Genomic DNA, 19,890 nt, shown 5'->3' on the forward strand with positions numbered 1-19,890 from the left:
GCACCGTAGCGACGAAGACAGTACTTTAGTACACGGCTCCCAGGAGAGGAGCTACAACGCAGCTGGGGCGATTTTGTGGAAGTCCTATAAAAAAAAGCCTGCGCACACCTCGTTGCGCAGGCTGTCAAATTGCTGACCAGAGAACAATGGGTCTTATCAGCAAGAGGGAAACGTCTCTACTACAATTCTTTGCTATCTTGTCTCAGATTTCTCTGAGATATACCTCAGGCATTTTCAGCCTTGACATTCAATGCTGCATTCGATTTACGGTTTCGACCAGTGACGATACCAAAAAGTTTCATCAGCATGCGATAAATAAAACGCACAAACAGCAAGGTGAATAATGCTTCCAGCATGGTCATGCAAAAACCGACCAGGGGATTACGCACTTCCATGCGCATACGCATTTTCGCCATCATGCGGTCACGTGATATTTCTATGCTGTCATAGAAAGTAGGCACGACCAGCAAGGTCAGAATTGTCGAAGTGATGGTGCCACCAATAATCGCAATCGCCAGCGGACGGTAGAACTCGCCGCCTTCACCCAGGCCCAGCGCCACTGGCAACATACCTGCAATCAGCGCAAAGGTCGTCATCAGGATAGGGCGCAAACGCACACGGCCAGCGTGCATCAATGCCTCTTCACGGTCATAACCTTCGGCCTCTTGTTTGCGGGCAGCATCAAGCAAGAGAATCGCATTCTTTGCGACAAGACCCATGAGCATGATGATGCCGATAAAGCTCATCAGATTCAGGGTGCTTCCTGTTACCAGCAAGGACAGAACTACGCCTATCAGTGACAGCGGCAAGGACAGCATGACGCCCAGCGGTGCCGTGAAGGAGCCGAACTGTATCACAAGTATCAAATACATCAAACCTATGCCCGACAACAATGCGATCAGCATGGCACCAAATACTTCTTGCTGATCCTGGCCGGAACCACCAAGTGAAAGGCCGTAGCCAGGCGGATAGTCAAAGGACTTGGCCAGCTTCATGGCGTCATCAATCACTTCACCATTGGAGCGGCCCTGGGCATTGGCAGACACGGTAATGGTACGCTTGCCATTGGCATGCTCAATACCTGATGGCCCCTTGCCCATGGTAATGGTGGCAATCTGATCAAGCGGTACCATCTGGCTGGTGCCGGATACTGCGATAGGCAGACGTTCAATGTTTTCCTTGCTGACGCGGTCATCAGGATGCAGGCGTACTGCCACATCGCGGGTCTCACCTGTCGGATCTACCCAGTCACCCACCTCGATACCAGCAAAGGCAACCCGCAGGGCCTGTGCTGCATCATTGGAAGAAATACCCATGGAATTGGCGAGACCACGGTTCAGTTCTATCTTCAGTTCCTTTTTCGGATCCTGCTCAGACAAGCCGACATCGACTGCACCTGGAACCTGGCGCAATTTATCCATGTAGGCACTGGTAATTTCCAGCAACTTGCGTGAATCGGGGCCGGTAAATTCTATCTGCACCGGTTTTTGTGCGCCATTGTTGAGGTCATCCAGCACCACATATTCAGCGCCAACCAGGACACGTACTTTCTCACGTAATTCAGCAGCGATTTCCTTGGCACCGCGTTTGCGCTCTGTACGTTTGCCGATATCGACATAAATACGGCCACCGGCAGGCGTGATGTTGCTATTGGTGTCTTTGGTTTCTGGCAGGGTACGGGCAATTTCTGCGGCCCTTTCCATTTTCAGGCGTGCATATTCCAGTGAAGACGAAGCAGGAGTACGCACAGTGATCATCAGGTTGCCTGAATCAGAAGCAGGCAAGAAACTGGTACCACCCCATTTGACTTGTACACCCAGCGCAGCCACCAGGCTGAGCAAGGCAATCGCCCCCATGGAACGACGGTGATGCAGGGCCCAGGCAATCACATTACCGTAGCGGTCAGACTGATGATCAAACCAGTCATTGAAACGCGCCAGTACCTTGCTGATACCTTTTTTCGGTGCAGTATGATGATCAGGTGGGTCACCCCAGTATGCCGACAGCATAGGATCAAGCGTGAACGAGATACCCAGGCTGACCAGTACCGAGCAAGCTACTGTCAGCGCAAATGGGCGGAACCATTCACCCGGCATGCCAGGCATGAAGGCCACGGGAATAAATACCGCGATGATGGAAAAGGTAGTCGCTGCCACGGCCAGACCGATTTCTGCCGTACCTTCTAGTGCCGCAGTGCGGCGGTCAGAACCATTTTGCATATGGCGCACGATATTTTCCCGCACCACGATCGCATCATCAATCAGCACGCCAATCGCCAGCGACAGGCCCAGCAGAGTCATGAAGTTCAGTGTGAAACCGCACAGCCAGACGGCGATGAAAGCCGCAATGACCGAGGTTGGCAAGCTCAAGGCCGTGATCAGGGTAGAACGCCAGGAGTTCAGGAAGGCATACACCACGAAGATGGTCAGGCCAGCGCCGAGCACCAGGGATTCAATGACATTATTGAGGCTGCGCTGAGCGTCCTTGCCGCCGTCGCGGGTTATCTCAAGCTTGGTGCCTGGTTGTGTCTTTTCAAAATCCTTGTTGATTTCATCGACCTTGTCGCGCACGGCCTTGGCCACGCTGACAGTACTGGCATCGCGGGCACGGGTGACAAAGATACCGACATTCGGCTTGCCGCTGCGTATGCTGAGTCCATCCTTGTCTGCAAAACTGTCTTCTATGGTCGCTACTTGTGACAGACGTACGATCTGGTCGCCGGTGCGTTTCACGACGATGCCCTGGAATTCTTCTGGCGATTCTATGCGGCCAACCAGGCGTATGCTTTCTTCATCCAGCGTGCCGCGTATCTTGCCTACCGGGGCATTGGTATTCTGGTTGCGCAAGGCACTGACGACTTCGCCGACGGAAACATTAAATTCGCGCAGCTTTTCTGCACGCAGAAGCACAGACAATTCACGCTTCAGTGAGCCGCTGACTTCGACGGTTGCTACACCATTAATGCTGCGCAATTTGTCGGCCAACGTGTCTTCAGCCAGGCGGGAAATCTCGGCATGGGTCTGTTTGTTCGATGACAGGGCCATATTGACAATAGGCTGTGAACCCGGATCCCAGCGGCGTATCATGGGTTCGCGCATTTCTGTCGGCATTTTATAGCGCAGGCCGGAGATGACATTGCGGACTTCATCTGAAGCCTCGATCATGTTTTTCTTGAAACTGAAACGCATGTCGAAGCGACCGCTGTTTTCTGATGCCGTGGCCCAGACTTCTTGTACGCCCGCCACCGCTTGCAGGGATTTTTCCAGGCGGTTGATGATTTCGCGCTCTACCGTGTCTGGCGATGCGCCAGGGTAAGTAATCACTACAGATAAACCCGGCACTTCGACGTCAGGGTTCTGGTTGACCCTCAGTTTGCTGAGAGCCAGCAAACCCAAAGCCATGAGTGCGACGATCAAGACGATGGTCGCAGTCGGCTTTTTGATACTGAAGTCAGATAAGAACATGGTTATTTTCCTTGCGCTGGAGTCGCGTCAGCTACTGCCACCTTGGCGGCAGCCAGTTCTATGTTCTGACCATCCTTGAAGCTGGAGCTCGGGCTGCGCATGACGACATCACCTACCGCCAGACCACTGCGGATTTCATAATTGCCTGTGCGCTGGTCACGTTTGCCGATTTGCAAATCCACCTTGTTCAAGGTTTTGCCTGCAATTTTCCAGGCATAAGACTTGTCACCGGACTTGATGACAGCCGCTTCTGGCAGCATCAGGGCGCTGACAGTCGCCGCTTCAATATTCCCCTCGGCATACAGGCCAGAAACACTGGGTTGCTTGCTGTCAGCAAAGGCTACCAGCACTTCAACCTGGCGAGTAATGTCATTGGCCGCAGGATCAACCCGGGTGACCTTGCCACGGAACTCTTGCCCGGCATAACCATTGATGCGGAAACCTACAGGCTGGCCAACCTTGACCATGGCGATCTTGTCTGTCGATACACGGCCAGCAAAGCGCATACTGGTCGGGTCGATGACTTTAACCAGTTCCTTGCCTATGGCGGCAGTATCACCGGCAGATACCTTGCGTTCGCTGACGACGCCGTCAAACGGCGCACGCACGACCGTGCGTTGCAATTGCTGGCGCGCCACCACGGCGCGCGCTTTGGACGCTGATAATTCGCTTTGGGCAGTGTTACGGCGTACTTCAGCATCATCCAGTGCCTGCAAGGAAGTCATGCCAGAGGCACGCAGTGTTTTCAAGCGCTGCAAGGCACGCTCAGACTGGTCCAGCGCCAATGTGGCACTACGGGCGTTGTCTTCTGCGGAATTGAGGTTGTCGCGAATGGAGGTTTCATCCAGTTTGACCAAAATATCGCCACGTTTGACGACATCACCATTTTCTTTCAGCACTTGCAACACGACTGCGCTCACTTCTGCACGCAGATCAGCCTTGCGCTCTGGTTGTATGGAACCAGTCACAACAGGGCCGGATGCCATGGCATTGCTCTGTACCGTCATCACGTCTTCTGGTGCAATCACCAATTTGACAGGAGCTTTGTCTTTCTTGTCATTTACGCCACTTTTATCGGCAGCTGCACTGGCGCTGGAGCTTGCACTGGTACTTGAGCTTGCATCTGCTTTTTCCGCGGATTTGTCTTTGCTGCATGCTGCCAGAGCCGAGGCAATGGCAAGAACAAGTAGAGTTTTACGTAACATGATGGTCCCTGTCGCTATTAGTGTGGGGAAATTGGATGAGAAAGTATTCCCTGTAGTCTTGTCCAGTTCAATCGCCATGGTTTTAAAGTGCACTTTTTTATGGATGAAATGCTGATTTGGCGGATTGAAATGCAAACAGACTTGCTTGAATTACGGGGAATCAGACCCAAAGAGGAGTAATAAGTTCAGGAGAGTGCCAAAATTCCGGGCTCGGCCATGATGGATACGCGATGGATGCCCGACAGGTGTAATGTCATGCCTGACCCAGCATAAGCTGACGCAGGGTATCGACATAATTCTTGCTGACGGCTACTTCGGTACCGCTACGCAGCCTCAATTGATAACTGCCATTTCCAAGTACCTGCAAATGGGCGGGTTGATCTGCCCTGACGATGGCTCCCCGGTGAACACGGATGAACTGGCGGGGATCGAGGTATTCTTCCAGCTTGCTCAGAGGTACTCTGTGCAAGACCACACGCTTGTCCAGGTGTAGCTCTACATAATTACCTGCCGCACCGACCCAATAAACGTCAGAGAGCAGGATGTTCTCCATTTCACCGACAGACCTGACCGTGACCTGTTGCAGGTAAGCGGGTTTCTGTTCATCCAGGCCACGCTGGCTGGCAGCAAGCCAGGCTGATAGTGCACGGCTGTAAGCAGGTTGCCGGGTCAGGCTCAGCATTTCCCTGGTCCGCTCCAGGGTTTTAGAAAATCGGTCAGGACTGAAAGGCTTGAGCAGATAATCCAGCGCCTGCAATTCAAAAGCGTCAATCGCATGCACATTATAGGCAGTCACGAAGATGATCAAAGGTGGTCCTGGCTGTGCGGCCAGACTGCGCGCCAGTTCCAGGCCTGACTCTTTGGGCATTTGTATATCGAGAAAAACGACATCAACGGCATTTTCCGCCAGAAACTCGCGTGCTGTTGCTGCATTCTTCAATTCGGCCAGCACCTGCCATTCAGGATATTTGCTCAGGGCATAGCGCAGGGTAATACGCGCATGCTCCTCATCATCGACGATGATGCTGCGGATGGTGGCTATGGTGGCTGGATTAGCAGTAATGGCTGTCATTCTGATCTTGTTACCGGCATGCTGATCGTCACTACGAAACGGCCTGCAGCAGTCTCGGTCTGCAAAGACGCGGCATCGCCATAGGCCAGTTGCAGGCGTGCCAGTGTATTGCGCAAACCCAGGCCTACACCGGGATTGGCCGCAGCTTCGGCATGCACGGGGTTGCTGATGCGTATCAGCAGATTACCCTCACTGCAGTCAAAACGGCACAAGATATCGCTGGCTTCTTCATGACAATCCAGATCATGCCGCAAGGCATTTTCTATCAGGGGTTGCAATAACAAGGGTGGACAATCGCAGGCCAGTATCTGCTCATCCACCCCTTCTATGGCGATATGCAGGCGCTCCCCATAGCGCAGACGCTGCAGCGCCAGATAATCCTGCACAAAGGCAAACTCCTCTGCAAACCTGACCCAGTTTTTATCTCCGGCGGCCAGCGCATAGCGCAATAGTTCGCTCAAGCCATGTATGCCATTCAGGGCGACATCCTTATTATCTGAAATGACCAGGGCACTGATGGCATTAAGGGCATTGAACATGAAATGGGGTTCCAGCTGCGCCCGCAAGGCCAGAGATTTTTGCTGCTCCAGCTCCAGCCGCAAAGCCAGGGCATCTGCTCTTTCCAGTGCCCAGGCACGCCCCCTTTCCTGGCTTTGCTGCCAGATCTTGATGGCGACCACGGCAAAATATACGGCACTGATGGACGACAAACGCAGCAAGGCCGCCAGCTTGTCGAAGACCTGCAGCTCTGCCTCTATCTGCCCCCAGTTCATGTCATGCGGGCCATCCAGGGTAAACAGCTTGCCGACATACAGCAATTGCCCCGGCAAAACGACCAGCAATAGCAGTCCATACCCTACCGCAATATGTCGCGCACTGCTATATAACCAGGGCCAGCGTTTGAAACAATAAGCCAGGATATAGCCAAGTATCGCCAGCGCTATCGCACTCCTGCCCCAGCTTTGAAAGATCAGCCAGAAGTCGCCTTGATTGCCTTCGCGCAAATCATCATTGAGAGAAGTCAGCGCACCGATCAGGCTGAGCGTGCTCCAGATGAATACATTCAGCAGCAGTACCCTGGCCGCAGCCTGCCAGGTCTGTGGCGCTGGCTGCGGCACTGGGTTTGAAGAAGTATGAAAGCTGCTGGTATCCATACTTTGCAGTATAGCAGCGCAATCACACTGAAATTTTTGCTTGCCGGGTTTTCGTCACGGCAAGTATCGGTTTCATCACTCAGGACGGAAGTATTCAGGGCTTGTCTTCAGCAGGCTTTGCGTCTTTCTCTTTTTTCTTTTTTTCTGCATAACGCACAGGGATCAGATGCTTTTCCAGATCATGCAGGCTGGTGGACATTTCGCGCACATTGTCCCAGATACTATGGTCCAGGCGCATCTTGTGGTTCATGGCACTGATGATGGGCAACAAGGTTTGCTCATAACTTTCTGCCAGGCGTTTCAGGGTGGTTTGCAAGACTTCCTGATCGGGCATATTGATGTGCACATCACTTCTTGCCTTCTGCCCCAGGGCTGCAATCTGCTGGCTGATATCGGCCAGCAGATTGGCGACCTTGGTGGCACCATCGGCGTCTGCACCGCCCTGCTTGCGCAAACGGCTGAATTCATGCAACAGGTCTTGCCAGCGTGCCTGCTCTTCTGGCTGGGGCTGACCGAGCAGGTGTGCCAGTTTCAAGAGATTTTCTTCTGCGCCCATGGTCAGGGTCTGGGCCTCGCCGCGGTAGTGATCGCGCAATAAAAGATCCAGCTCATCATCATGCATCAATGCTGATATTTTTGGTGTCAGCTTGCTCATATTGCGGTAACTGCCTTGCAGCTTGAATGCAGGCTCGGTACGGAAATGATCGTCTTGTGAGGCAGAGGCGATGTAAGCCTGGTTCACTTTCAGCAAGGCATCACGCACTTTGAACAGGCGTTGCAAAAGCGCGCAGATTTCTGCAATTTCTTGCTGGCTGTAGACATGCTTCAAATCGCTGGCCGGTATGGGTTCACCCTGCGCCATCTGGATCAGTTGGTAGGTATCTTGCGGGTCGCGTGTACTCAACAAATGCAGGGCCGGGTGTGACACCAGGGCATTTTCTATATATGACAGGGCAAAGGCATCTTCCTTGCCACTCAGCACATCACCCAGGTTATAAATATCGGCACGGTTTGCCAACATGTCGGGAATCTTGAACATCTCACCCGATTCAGTATACGGGTTACCAGCCATGACGATGGCAAAGCGCTTGCCGCGCAAGTCATAACTCTGGCTGACACCGCGCCACACACCTTCTATGCGACGCGTACCGTCAGCCAGGGCAATGAATTTTTGCAGGAACTCAGGATGGGTATGCTGGATATCATCCAGATACAGCATCACATTATTGCCCATGGCCAGACCGAGATTGAGCTTTTCCAATTCCATGCGGGCGGCGCTGCTGCTGGCTTGTGCAGGATCAAGTGAAGTGACATTGTGGCCCAGCACCGGGCAGTTGATGCGGACAAAGATCATGCCCAACCTGTCGCCCAGGTATTCCATCAGCGTGGTCTTGCCATAACCCGGCGGTGAAATCAGCAAGAGCATGCCCATGGAGTCAGTACGTCTCTGCGCCCCGGCAGCACCTATCTGCTTGGCCAGGTTATCACCCACCATGGGCAGGTAGACTTCATCAATCAGGCGATTGCGGACAAAGCTGGACAAAGGCTTGGCCTGAAATTGCTCCAGATGCAGGCGGGTTTTTTCTTCCTGTACCAGTTGCAGGCGCAGGGTCTGCAATTCCTGATAGGCAGGAACGATGAGCTTCACATGGTGCGAGAGACGGCGCATGAAATCATTGAGTTGCAGATCGAGGGCCGGGCTCTTGTCTTGTGCATCTGCCGGCGTAGTGATACGTATATGTTCACCCAGCATACCGCTGACCTGAACCTGCAAATCCGCTGAATGTATGCGACGCGGCAAATTACACAGCAAGGCTGCACTGACCTCGGGCAAGAGATTCTGGTCGAGTTGCTGATGTGTGATATAGCCGAGCACCCATTCACTGGCGAGTTGCCAGCGCGCATACAAGGCCAGGGTTTGCTCTTGCCATGGCAGGGGGATGGCATTTCTGGCCAAATGTTGCAAGATGCCCTGCATGATGTCATTGGCAGCTCGGCTGCATATCCATTCATGCGCCGTTGCGCGTTTGACGCCACCGGCATCCTGACTGAGTTCATCGAGCAGGTAGCTGGCTGCTTCTTCCATCAGCAAGGACAGGGATTCCGTACCTGCTTCCATGCAGTGACTGAAATCCAGATGCTGTTGTTGCACGTACTTTTGCAAGGCTTGCTGCTGTTCACTTGCAATCTGGCGTAACAGGCGGCCATTGCCAAATTGCTTGCTCATCAGTTCAGCCTGCTCAGCCTGATGCTGCAAAGTCTGCGCTGCCACTTGCAGACTGGGGGTATTGCTCAGATGTTGCCAGTACAGCACAGCGACTGCCCTTGCCAGCGGGTTGTAACGCAATAGCCCGGCATTCTCCACCATGGGAACCAGATCACGCAGGATGGCGCTGGCATCATGATCATGCACACCTTTTTGATAGCCTTCCTGAAAACGTGCTGCAGCAAAGCGTCGCACCAGAGTATCGAGTGTTGCTGTATCAGTCTGCGCAGCAGCCTCCAGTAACTCTTGCCACTTGCCACTGCCTGCCTCTGCACGGGAACTCTGCACGATTTGATAAGCCAGGTACTCGGCACGATAAACCTGCGCGGATTCTGATAATATTTCCAACCCCCAGTAAGGGCGCAACGCTTCAAGGCGGGCATCTTCAACCGCACAGAAATAATCTGTGCCACTGATATGGTAAGACAGCTTGTCTTGTCTGGCGATAATGGTCAGGTCCAGCAATTGCTGGTTGACGGTAAATGCATGACGACCCAGGCGTATGGTATTGCCAGATACCAGCTCACTGCGGTCACGCAAGGAACGTTGTGCTTGCTCACGTATATTTTTAAGCTGACCAGCCAGGTCATCGGCAGCAACCTGGTTCCCCAGCTTGCGTAATTCTTCTATGCTGGCCCTGAGTTTATTGAGCAGGGAATCAGAGGCAAAATAAGCCTCCATTTGCGCCTGCTCCTGGAACTGTGTCAGGCGCTTGGGGATGCCGGTCAAGATGCGGCGCGCTGCTTCCATGATGGCCTGGGCGCGGCGTGAACGGGCATCGTTCAGGATTTGTTTCTTGCCCTCGAAGGTTTCGTACACCGATTCGCGCTTGTGGGCGATCTCTGTCAGGTATTCATCCTGTTCGGCAAAGCGGCCTTCCAGTTCTTCGAGCTGCGCCAGCAAGCGTGTCAGCAACTCATCACAACGTTCAGGCGTGGCGGCCTGTTCCAGTGCGCTGTCTACCGATTGAGCGAACAGTTTTAATTGCGCCGCAAATTCGGCAGCAGATTCACCTTGCGACAACTGCTTGCGACGCAAGCGTGCCTCTGCCCGCAGTATATTCAGTTCAGCATAAATACCGGATATCGTATCGAGTATCCGGGTGCGCAAGCTGGCATCACCTACCGCCAGTGTCCCCAGCAATTCTGTCAAGCCATCGAGATTGTGCGCGTGCTTGTCCAAAGCTTCGTAGACGGGTGACAGTTCTGCCGTGGTTTGCAGGCTGCCCAGCTGGCTGCTGAATTTGGCAACTTCTTCATGGATTTTTACAAAGGCATCGTCGCGTGACAAGAATTGCACGGTGCGCTCTGCTACTCGCCTTTCTTCAGTTGCCAGTTCATCGTCAAGTGCATGCAGGCGCGCCACATCCATATAACGTTGTTCTTTGAGCCCGGTCAACTGCCCGCGCAGCAAGCGTATCTGGTCCAACGCTGTAATGAAATCACCGGGTGCATGCCATAAGCGGCTGGCGGTTTCTGTCAACAGCTGCTTTTGTGCAAACTCAGTTTGCTGCAAGGTTTTTCTGGCCTGGCTTTGTATGGCGGCGACCTTGTCAAACTCATCCAGGGTGGCGCGTGCCACTTCTATCAGGCTCTGTACATCCTTGCCGATTTCCCTGGCTTGTTCTGCACTCAGCCAATAATAGGCATCGATCAGGTGCCGGGCTTGTTTGGCGATCGCCTCATAGACAAAGCGACTGGGCAATTGCGCATTGCTGCTATCGTCCTGCTCACGCACTGACTTGGCCAGCGAATACAGTTCAGACAAGCCGCGTACCAGCTCGCGGTTACCTATCTTGCCAAAGAAACTTTGACGCGGGGCCTGCCTGGCGGCATGATCATCACTAAGAAAAGGTGTCTGCCATAATTGCATCGCATGGTTGCGGGTAGGCTCGTCGCTCTCGGCAGTAAACAGCATCATGCGCCCGTCGCCATAACGGGCATAACCTTGCGCCAGCAAGGGCTGTTCCAGTGACTTGTTGATGAGGTTGTAAGTCAGCAAGACATAAATGCCCGGCTCTACGCCATAAAACACGTACAAGACATCTTCACCATTGGGTGACAGGACGCGGCGTTTGAATTGCAAGTCTGTCGGCAAGTCACTGAACAGGCGGTGTTCACCGCTTTGCAGTATGTAACCACCAGGAAAAACGATGCCGTGGTCTTCTGGCAACTGCACGCAAGACCTGCCTATCGCATCCACTCTCATCACTTGCTGGGTGCGGCGCACATACACCAGATAACGGCTCTGGGTTTCGCGGTAAGGCTTTACCCGCAGCAGTATCAACTCACCCACAGCAGCGTAGGCAATCTCTGCGTCATTCAGTGACTGGTTGGCATCTTCAACCGGCTCGGCATAAATGCCCAGCCCCGTATCGGTATTGTTTTCTATCTTGACCGTCAGGTCGCCGCCTATGGATTCGACAAACAGGGTATCAAGGATATTGACGTGGGAATGCTTGCCAATGACATGCTGTTCCCGGGTGGCCGACAGCCATTCAAAATCATGGGCAGGTGGCAGGGCGACATCTCTTTCACCCCGGTTATCGATATAGCTGACCGTGCCATCATCTTTTATCTGCCAGCGAAACACGCGAATATCCGACATGCGTTCGCCTATCTTGAAGGCGGCGAGCAATTTACCCTGGTGCACACGCAGTTGCACCAGCTGGGCATTTTTATAGTAACTGTAGAGTTCCCTGAACTCGTTGAGGAAACGGCTATCATTGAGGAAAGTATCCTCCAGCTTTACCGGTTCAAGCTCATGCTGCCCGCTGCTATTATCCAGGCGATACAGAGCAAACACATCTTCAACCCGGGTCTCTTGCCGCAGCCCTATAAAGACGTTGTAACCCAGCACCAGTATGTCGCCAACCAGGACCAGGTCGCGCGATACGCAATTGTTTTCAGTGCGCGCACGGGTACGTGCCAGCAGGCTCATCTCGTCACGGCCAAACTCTTCCAGCCTGGCACTATTGAGCAGGGCCGCCTTGTCGGATATCAGCTTGCCTTGATTATTGAGTCGCTGACGCAGCAGATCAAAACTGCCGGAATGTTCACCGGCAGCAGCTTGTGGATCTGAGTCATCAATTGCAGCATTGCTGCTTGTACTACTTTGTGTATTGCTGGACGCGGCTTGCTCAGGCATTGCATTCATTGCTGGGTTTTCCGTTTGTTTTTTCGTTTGCATATCAGGCAGTCATCAGCCACTGCATTGACGCGGAGAAAAGTGCAAGCCTGCACCTTTCTCCGGGAATCAGGTCATGCAAATCCGCCTTATGGCAAAACTTTCTCTACACCCTCTGCGCCCTTGCCCAGACTGTTGATCAGCGTGTGCAGGGCACTTTTCTGTTGTGCTGTACCCTGGGCATTCACTCTCGCCAAAAACGCAGACAAGGACAGGTTTTGCAATTCAGCAGATGAACCACCAAGTGCCCCCACCAGGTCACGCAAATCATGCACCATGTCGCGCTCACCACTCAGGTGATTTTTCAGACCCACCTGCAAGGTTTTACTCTTCTGTATCGTGCCATCTATACCCTTGCCTATCGCCAGGGCGTTGACAAAGCGGTCAAAGTAATCACCCTCGCCACCAACGATATCGATATTGGCATTTTGCAGTGCCTTGCCGAGTACGTCAGCCTGGTCTTTGGCAATATGTGTCTGCGCGTCCAGGCCTTTCATGATTTGCTGATTCGAGATTTCCAGTTGCATGCGGAACTCTTCATGTGCACGGGTTTCATCACTCATGGCAGCCATGGCTTCAAATTTCTGACGCAGGCCTTTGGACTCTGCTTCAAAGCGGGTTTGTATGACGTGAGCTTCCGCATCACCATGGGTGACTGTTGCACTGGCATCTGCCGTTTTGACATTGGCCGCAGCCAGGCCCATTTGCTCATGGCCCTGAGCCTCAGCCTGCATATGCAAGCGCAAAGATTCAGCATCTGCGGCCCCCTGTTTGGCAGTTGCTTCGGCACCGGCAATGCGGACATTGGCTTCTGCACGGCCCAGTTGTTCTTTACCCTTGGCTTCTGCTTCCATTTGCATGCGGGTTGATTCTGCCTGCGCGGCGCCCTGTTTCAGGATAGCTTCAGAAGCAGCGATCCTGACTTTGGCATCAGCCAGGCCAGGTGCTGCCAGTTCTGCTTCGCGTCCTTCAGCTTCGCGTTTTTTTGATTCAGCTCCTTTCTCGGCGACTTTCAATGCTGCATCTGCCAGTGTCAGATCTTGCGCTGCCCTGTGTTTGGCAGAGCGTTCTTCTGCTTCTGCTGCCTTGACTGTCAGCACCATTTTTTCTTCTGCACTGGCTTCTGCGATGATCACCACGCTCTTTCTCTGACGGTCAGCTTCAGCGACCACGCGTACTTCCTTGATAGCTTCTTCCTGTTCGGCGACTGTGCGTTCCACCACGATGCGTTCACGGATGACGTCTGCAATCGCTTTCTTCTGGATTTCTATGGCTTTTTCTTTTTCTATGGTTTGCAGTGCCACTTCTCTTTCCCTGTCGACGACTTCGAGTTGACGGGCTCTGGTGACGCGCTCTTCTTCAATCGCGACAGCACGTTTGCGATTGTTTTCTGCCACTTCTTTTTCACGCATGGTATTTTCTTGCTGTACCAATACCACCTGTTCAGATTGCAAACGTGCCAATTCAGATTTGGCATGTTCTTCGGCCTGGACTTTCTGGGTCTCGGCCTGTTCACGCGCACGTACCGAACCTATCTCACGCCCCTGACGCGATTCTGCATCGGATTGCTGACGTTCAAGTTCAAGTATGGCTTCACGGGTTTCCACATTCTTTTTCTTGATGCGCATTTCTTCATCGCGCTTCAATTCATTGGTGCGTATGCTTTCTATCGCGGTCAGCTCAGTGATTTTTTTGATACCCTGGGCATCGAGGATATTGTGGGCATCCATTTTATCCAGCGATGTTTGCTCGATATAATCAATCGCCGCATCTTCGAGTACATAACCAGACAGGTCATCACCAATCTGGCGAATGATTTCATCACGGAAGCGGTTGCGCGCCTGATACAGATCGACAAAGTCCATGGACTTGCCGACGGTCTTGAGTGCTTCTGCAAACTTGGCGGCGAACAGGCTTTCCAGCGTGTCCTGGTGCGAGGCGCGCGCGCAGCCTACCGCCTGCGCGACTTTCAGCACGTCTTGTGCAGTTTTGTTGACGCGGATAAAAAAGGTCACCTTGATGTCGGCGCGGATATTATCCATGCAGATCAGGCCATCCTTACCCATCCTGGCGATTTCTATGGTCTTCAGAGAAATCTCCATGAGTTCTTTTTTATGGATGATGGGATAGACAATGCCACCAGTGAAAGTGACATCGGGCTCTGCTCTGAGAGTATTGATAATCATCGCATGGCCCTGTTCCACCTTGTGGTAGAACTTGGCGAACATCGCCAGTGCACCGAGTAACACAATAACGCCGAAGCCAATTGCGAGCAGCATGATGTCCATGAAATTCCTTTGTTTGTCTTTTGGTAAATTTAATATTAAATCTGCTCGGTAAGAGCACTTACTTCGTACTGCTGATTGCTGTCGTTATAGGCAAGCACGACCGCTATTGAATTCTTTTTCAAGGTGTTGGGGCTAGCTGCCCATACCCGGATATTGATGGCGACACCATGATCTTCAATTTCAGCCCGGCCAAATTTCTCATCCACGCTTTCTGTCACGATGCGGCAGCTATGACCAATCAGGCTATGGTTGTCCCTGGCATAATGACGCACAAACAAACTGCGCATGGGTTTGATGAGGCTGGCGGAAATAGGAATCGACAAGGCCATGGCAACCAGCAGGGTGCCACTGCCTGCCATCAGTTGCAGCGTTGCCGTTGGTACAATGACCAGCAGGTATTGATGTGCCAATGCTGTGAATAGCCAGGTAAAGAAAATGATGAGGGTAGCAACGATGGAAAAAGGAACACCGCCCAGCCCCATTGCCACCAGATATCCAGCTACGGTATGCAGGTCGGCACTATCACCATCTGCATGCACATCGTGATGGCCGACATCATGGTGCCCCAGGTGCAGGTCGTGGCCACCGCCGGCATCAAGATGATGACCAAAATCAACCAGACCAAATATGGACAGCAGCCAGTACACTACAAGCACACCCATCAGCACACTGGGTATTGAGGTTGGAAAACTGCTCAGCAACTGCCAGATATTCATGAATTTTCCCTGTCTATTATTTTTGTTGATATAAGCCGCATCGGTCAGTTCTTAAGTAAACACCGGGGTGATCGTAACAGGCTCCATCATGTCAGGATTATTTTTTTGTAAAATTGATCAACTCCTGATTCAAGCGCTCTTTAATCGCACGTTTATCTTCCAGATCTATGCCAAAGCGTTCAGCCAGCATGACGTAATCGGCGTCACTCAAAGTGACCGTCAGGCGCGGCCTGACAGGTTTGCTGTTGTAAGGCAAACCCAGTATCAGGCGTATCTGGTCAGAGGGAGATAACTGATTGTCGAAGGCGGCGCGGCGTACGGCTTCTATCACCTGTTTTTCAACATCAAACGCCACCTGCACCGCACGCAAGGCGGCATCAGAACTTGTCCAGCTTGACGATGTTTTGACCATGTGATTCTCAAGCATCTGTCTCGTTTAATTAGCGCCATCACTGGTCGCTGGCTTCATCATTGCCGCTTGCCGCGCACTGAATTTTGCCTGCAACCTGGCCAGGACCAGTGCCTTCTGGTCAGGTACCTGCCCTATGCCTGCGGCTGCCAGTTTCTGGTCGAGTGCTTTACCACCCAGTTCATTTTCCAGTGTATCTGCTGCATGCATCTGATCTGCCATGTCTTGATGGCGCTGCTTGATACGTTCCAGCGATTCTTTTGCACTCATGAGTTTGGAACCACTGGCACCCATGGTCTGGGAAATGGTAGCAGTCGCCTGATACACGCTCTCCGTGGTCTTCGCCATGGCGAGCTGGCGCTCATGCTCGCGCAAGCTGGTTTCGGCATTGCGTATCATGTCCTTGAGCTTGTTGATGTTTTCTGCGAACTCATTACGCGAGGCATTTTGTTCGCTAATCGCAATTTCCAGGTGGGCGAGCTTGCCTGCGACTTCTTCAGCCAGCACCAGCTCATTTTTTTGCATGGCCTGCAAAGCCAGTTCTTCATAGCGTGCCAACTCTGCTTGCAGGCTTTCAATTTCCCGCACTGCCTGCATTTCTTTTGCCATCACGGCAGTCAGGTTTTGCTTGGCCCTGGCGACATGCGCCTTCGCTTCGACAATCTCTTGCTCATAAATGCTACTGGCATTCTGGTCAACCACACTTTGCCCGATTTCGCGCAAATTGCCCCTGAGCATAGTCAAAATTTTAGAAAAGACAGCCATGGTAGTCCCCTTATTTCAGATATTCAGTGAATACATCTAAAGCTTCAATCGCGTTATCGGCCACCATGGCGACATCGATGGCGATATCTTCCACCGATGCATCATGTGCCAGCGACCCATAAATGACATAGTGCTGTCCTATGCGACCAAAATTGGAAAGCGGGATAGAGATATTCAAATCCATCATGGCTTCCAGCATTTCTGCGCGGCGCTCTGGCTTGATTTCTTCTTCTGTCCACAGATAACAAATGCAGAGTACCTGGCTGGGGGATACTGTGACAAAGACGGGCAACTCGGCCTGGCTTTCTATGCTGATGCGCATGACCGGCACACCTTCGGGCTCGGTGACAGGCAATAAGCTGGCACTGACATCCGCCAGCCCCATGCGCCGGGACAGTATATTTTCTATACCTGCCAAGCGCTTCATCAGCTCTTCCATACAACTCCCTCAGTTCTTTAAGCAATTACAAAAAGGATACATGACATATTATGTCGCATTTTAGGCGTACGACATAAAATGTCAAGAGAGGAAAGTGAAAATATTTTTATGCTTTTTGCACAACCATTTAAGCATGAGTCAATATCAGTGAGATTTGTACCCGCACTCAGCGCAGTGAGATTTCAAGAAGCTGACAGGCAGCGTATAACCGCATCGTCCACTGGCTTGCCGCCTGGCAGGCATTCGCGCAGGGTCTTCCTGGCTTTGGTTTTGCTGGCGCTCACAGTTTGAGTGTCAGGTATCAACCAGCTTTGATAACGCGGCGTGAATACGCCATCGTGAGAATTACGAAAACGGAATGGCAGGGAAATGATGGTGCCGTTCTGGTTCACCTGTACATGAAAATGCAGGTGTGGCGTAGCGGAGTAACCACTGTTACCGGACAAAGCCAGGACATGCCCGGCTTCCACGCGCATACCTGCTTGCACCTGACTGGAGTTTTGCTTGAGATGGAAGTAATCAGCCCAGGTGCCGTCATCATGCAGGATGCGGACATAATTGGCCTTGTCAAAGAATTCGGCCTCAGTCCTGCCGTTGTCGGCAAACTGGCTGACCACTTCCACCACATAACCGGCACGCGCCGCCACTACTGTCGTACCCATCGGCATATCAATATCGACGGCATAACGGGTGGCAACGCTCTGATGGGTAAACTGCGGGCCATCGGCGGCTTGCACAATCTGGAAACCCTGACCAGCAGCAAAAGGAATTTGATAACTGACATTCGCATCATGCCGGGCATTAGGGTCGCCCTGCACGAACTGACTACTGTAATCGATGGTATACCCAAATTGGGTGTTGGCAGCAGATATCTGCACCAATTCCATGCTTTGGCCACCCGTCAGTTGTGCCTGTATGGGCCACCTTTTGTTCGACGTCAGATTACTGAAACTACCAAGCTGCAAGGTCACTGTGACTGGCATACGGCTGTTATTGGTCGCCAGCAAGGCATTTGAATAGGCACCTTTGACAGTCTCGATTTTCACCAGCTCATTGCGGGCATATGCTGACAAGGTAAAGCCGAGGAAAATCCCCAGGCTGAGCATGCTGTGAAAAAATATTCTATGTGACATGGATAAAGTTACGGCAACTGTTGACGCCCGGCACGCCGCCACATTGTGCGACTAGCCGCCTTTATGCTCTCCACTAAACCGGCATCGCGCAAGCTTTCAAGTGCCTGCACCACCATGGATACCGGGAGAGCTTCATCTGGCCAGTCTATCCAAAATGTGGTAATACCTTCTGCAGTATCAGCACTGTCAGGGTGCCTTTGCAGATACTCGCGTATGGAGTTCATGATAAATTCGAGATCTCGTGCCTGCATTATGCTTCCCCCTCTTTTGACATTTTCCTCTTGCTGTATCACGCGAACCAGGCCAGCACTGGCATCTTCAATATAATCCAGCACCAGGTCAAAACCGTCAGCGCCACCATAGTAGGGATCAGGCACAATCTCGCTGTCACTCTGGCCTGCATATTCCATCATCAGTTTCAACTTGTGCTGATGCTTTGCCGGGCAAGCAGACTTCATTCTCGCCAGGTTTTCTTTGTCCATGGCCAGCAATAAATCGAACTTTTCAAAGTCACTGGTGATCAGCTTGCGCGCCCTTTGCTGTGACAAGTCTATGCCACGGCGTGCAGCAAATTCCTGCGAGCGCGGATCAGGCGCCTCGCCTATGTGATAAGCATGGGTACCGGCAGAGTCTATGTGCAAATCCAGTCCGGCTGCTTCAGCATGGCTGCGGAATACCCCTTCTGCACTGGGTGAACGGCAAATATTGCCCATGCAGACAAACAGTATTGCCCTGGTAGCGGAGTTTTTCATTAGGAAAACAAAAATTATTAATATAAAGACAAAACATCTTATCGATCCTGCCATGCTAACACGCAGTTTTCACGCCAGTAAAGCCAGATTCTGGTGTGGATAAGACGCATGTTATTATTTCAGGTCAAAGCAAGCCTGAACCCTCTTTTCACATAAACGCGTATGACAGAAAACATCTCAAGCAATACAACAACCATCAGTTTTCGCCCTGCAGTTGATGCTGATGCTGAAACTATCGCTGCGCTGGTCAATAGCGCCTACCGTGGCGACAGCAGCCGCCAGGGCTGGACTACAGAAGCAGATCTATTGCAGGGTTCACGCATATTTCCGCCTGAAGTGCGCGAACTGATCGCGAATCCCAATTCTGTCATCCTGCTATGCCTGCAGAATGAAGACATCATAGGTTGCGTGAATCTGGAAAAGACCGAAGGCGCGGCCTATCTGGGCATGTTTGTCGTGCGCCCGGTCTTGCAGGGAAATGGCATAGGCAAGCATTTCATGCAAACGGCAGAAAAACATGCGCAAGACTTATGGGGAATAAACAAAATCTGGATGACCGTCATCAGTGTCAGGAAAGAACTGATTGCTTACTATGAGCGCCGTGGCTACGTACGCACAGGCCGCTTCAAGCCCTTCCCTTCGGACAATGGCAAGGAACAGATGCTGGTTGAAAACCTGCAGTTTGAAGAGATGGAAAAAATCCTGGGCTAAGTTGGCCAAGTTGGTTACATCAATTACTTTGGCTCTTGAGGATAATAAATGCTGACGGCGATGGCAATGCAAAAAGCGATGCCTACGCCGTACAGCAAGCGTATGTCACTACCAATGAAGTAGGGATAAAACATCAGCCCCACGGCCAGCCATTTGACACGCTTGTTGCTTTTTTTCCTGCCATAGTAAAACGCCGCCATGCCCAGCAAGCCAAAAGCAAAGGCAGCAATCAGGTAAGCTGGTGTAGGTAACAGACTCCACAGCAGCGCCCACAGTTCCTGTTCATCCATATAGCATGCATCCTTAATAGAATAGTCAAGATAGTACAGG

At 52.2% G+C, this 19,890-nt stretch carries 13 protein-coding genes and 1 pseudogene; 1 reads left to right on the forward strand and 13 read right to left on the reverse strand.

Going from position 1 to position 19,890, the window contains the following annotated elements; genetic code table 11:
• Positions 1–224: 224 nt before the first annotated feature.
• The 12 genes and pseudogenes from AC3WQT_RS11270 to AC3WQT_RS11325 all read right to left on the reverse strand — a co-directional run.
• Positions 225–3,464: an efflux RND transporter permease subunit gene (locus AC3WQT_RS11270; RefSeq protein ID WP_492703955.1), complete on the reverse strand. Its 3,240-nt coding sequence runs from the start codon at positions 3,462–3,464 to the stop codon at positions 225–227.
• 2 nt (positions 3,465–3,466) lie between these two features.
• The gene (locus tag AC3WQT_RS11275; RefSeq protein WP_492703956.1) at positions 3,467–4,669 is read right to left on the reverse strand and encodes an efflux RND transporter periplasmic adaptor subunit; all 1,203 of its coding nucleotides are present in this window, start codon (positions 4,667–4,669) and stop codon (positions 3,467–3,469) included.
• A 253-nt stretch (positions 4,670–4,922) separates the two neighbouring features.
• On the reverse strand, positions 4,923–5,741 hold the full coding sequence (locus tag AC3WQT_RS11280; RefSeq protein ID WP_492703957.1) for a LytR/AlgR family response regulator transcription factor: 819 nt from the start codon (positions 5,739–5,741) through the stop codon (positions 4,923–4,925).
• Positions 5,738–6,895 carry a sensor histidine kinase gene (locus tag AC3WQT_RS11285; RefSeq protein ID WP_492703958.1) on the reverse strand — a complete coding sequence of 386 codons (1,158 nt, stop codon included), beginning with the start codon at positions 6,893–6,895 and terminating at the stop codon, positions 5,738–5,740. Before AC3WQT_RS11285 ends, AC3WQT_RS11280 begins: the two co-directional genes overlap by 4 nt.
• 94 nt (positions 6,896–6,989) lie before the next feature.
• Positions 6,990–12,317, reverse strand: coding sequence for a DNA repair ATPase (locus tag AC3WQT_RS11290; RefSeq protein ID WP_492703959.1), 5,328 nt, complete (start codon positions 12,315–12,317; stop codon positions 6,990–6,992).
• Positions 12,318–12,436: 119 nt separating this feature from the next.
• Positions 12,437–14,635: a flotillin family protein gene (locus AC3WQT_RS11295; protein ID WP_492703960.1), complete on the reverse strand. Its 2,199-nt coding sequence runs from the start codon at positions 14,633–14,635 to the stop codon at positions 12,437–12,439.
• A 35-nt stretch (positions 14,636–14,670) separates the two neighbouring features.
• Positions 14,671–15,351: a ubiquinone biosynthesis protein gene (locus AC3WQT_RS11300; RefSeq protein WP_492703961.1), complete on the reverse strand. Its 681-nt coding sequence runs from the start codon at positions 15,349–15,351 to the stop codon at positions 14,671–14,673.
• 97 nt (positions 15,352–15,448) lie between these two features.
• Positions 15,449–15,763, reverse strand: coding sequence for a hypothetical protein (locus tag AC3WQT_RS11305; protein ID WP_162044841.1), 315 nt, complete (start codon positions 15,761–15,763; stop codon positions 15,449–15,451).
• A 24-nt stretch (positions 15,764–15,787) separates the two neighbouring features.
• A complete protein-coding gene (locus AC3WQT_RS11310) occupies positions 15,788–16,525 on the reverse strand; it encodes a PspA/IM30 family protein (protein WP_492703962.1) in 738 nt (245 codons plus the stop codon).
• Positions 16,526–16,535: 10 nt separating this feature from the next.
• A complete protein-coding gene (locus tag AC3WQT_RS11315; RefSeq protein ID WP_492703963.1) occupies positions 16,536–16,952 on the reverse strand; it encodes a DUF2170 family protein in 417 nt (138 codons plus the stop codon).
• A 194-nt stretch (positions 16,953–17,146) separates the two neighbouring features.
• Positions 17,147–18,097: a M23 family metallopeptidase gene (locus AC3WQT_RS11320; protein ID WP_492703964.1), complete on the reverse strand. Its 951-nt coding sequence runs from the start codon at positions 18,095–18,097 to the stop codon at positions 17,147–17,149.
• Positions 18,098–18,378: 281 nt separating this feature from the next.
• Positions 18,379–18,849, reverse strand: a pseudogene (locus AC3WQT_RS11325) (low molecular weight protein-tyrosine-phosphatase); the annotation flags it as partial.
• A 162-nt stretch (positions 18,850–19,011) separates the two neighbouring features.
• Here AC3WQT_RS11325 and AC3WQT_RS11330 point away from each other — a divergent pair.
• Positions 19,012–19,560: a GNAT family N-acetyltransferase gene (locus AC3WQT_RS11330; RefSeq protein ID WP_492703965.1), complete on the forward strand. Its 549-nt coding sequence runs from the start codon at positions 19,012–19,014 to the stop codon at positions 19,558–19,560.
• A gap of 23 nt (positions 19,561–19,583) precedes the next feature.
• On the opposite strand, the gene AC3WQT_RS11335 is transcribed toward AC3WQT_RS11330, so the two are convergent.
• Positions 19,584–19,850, reverse strand: a complete 267-nt coding sequence (locus AC3WQT_RS11335; RefSeq protein ID WP_492703966.1) for a hypothetical protein — start codon at positions 19,848–19,850, stop codon at positions 19,584–19,586.
• Positions 19,851–19,890 lie beyond the last annotated feature (40 nt).

The sequence above is a fragment of the Undibacterium sp. FW305-107 genome (assembly GCF_058788535.1).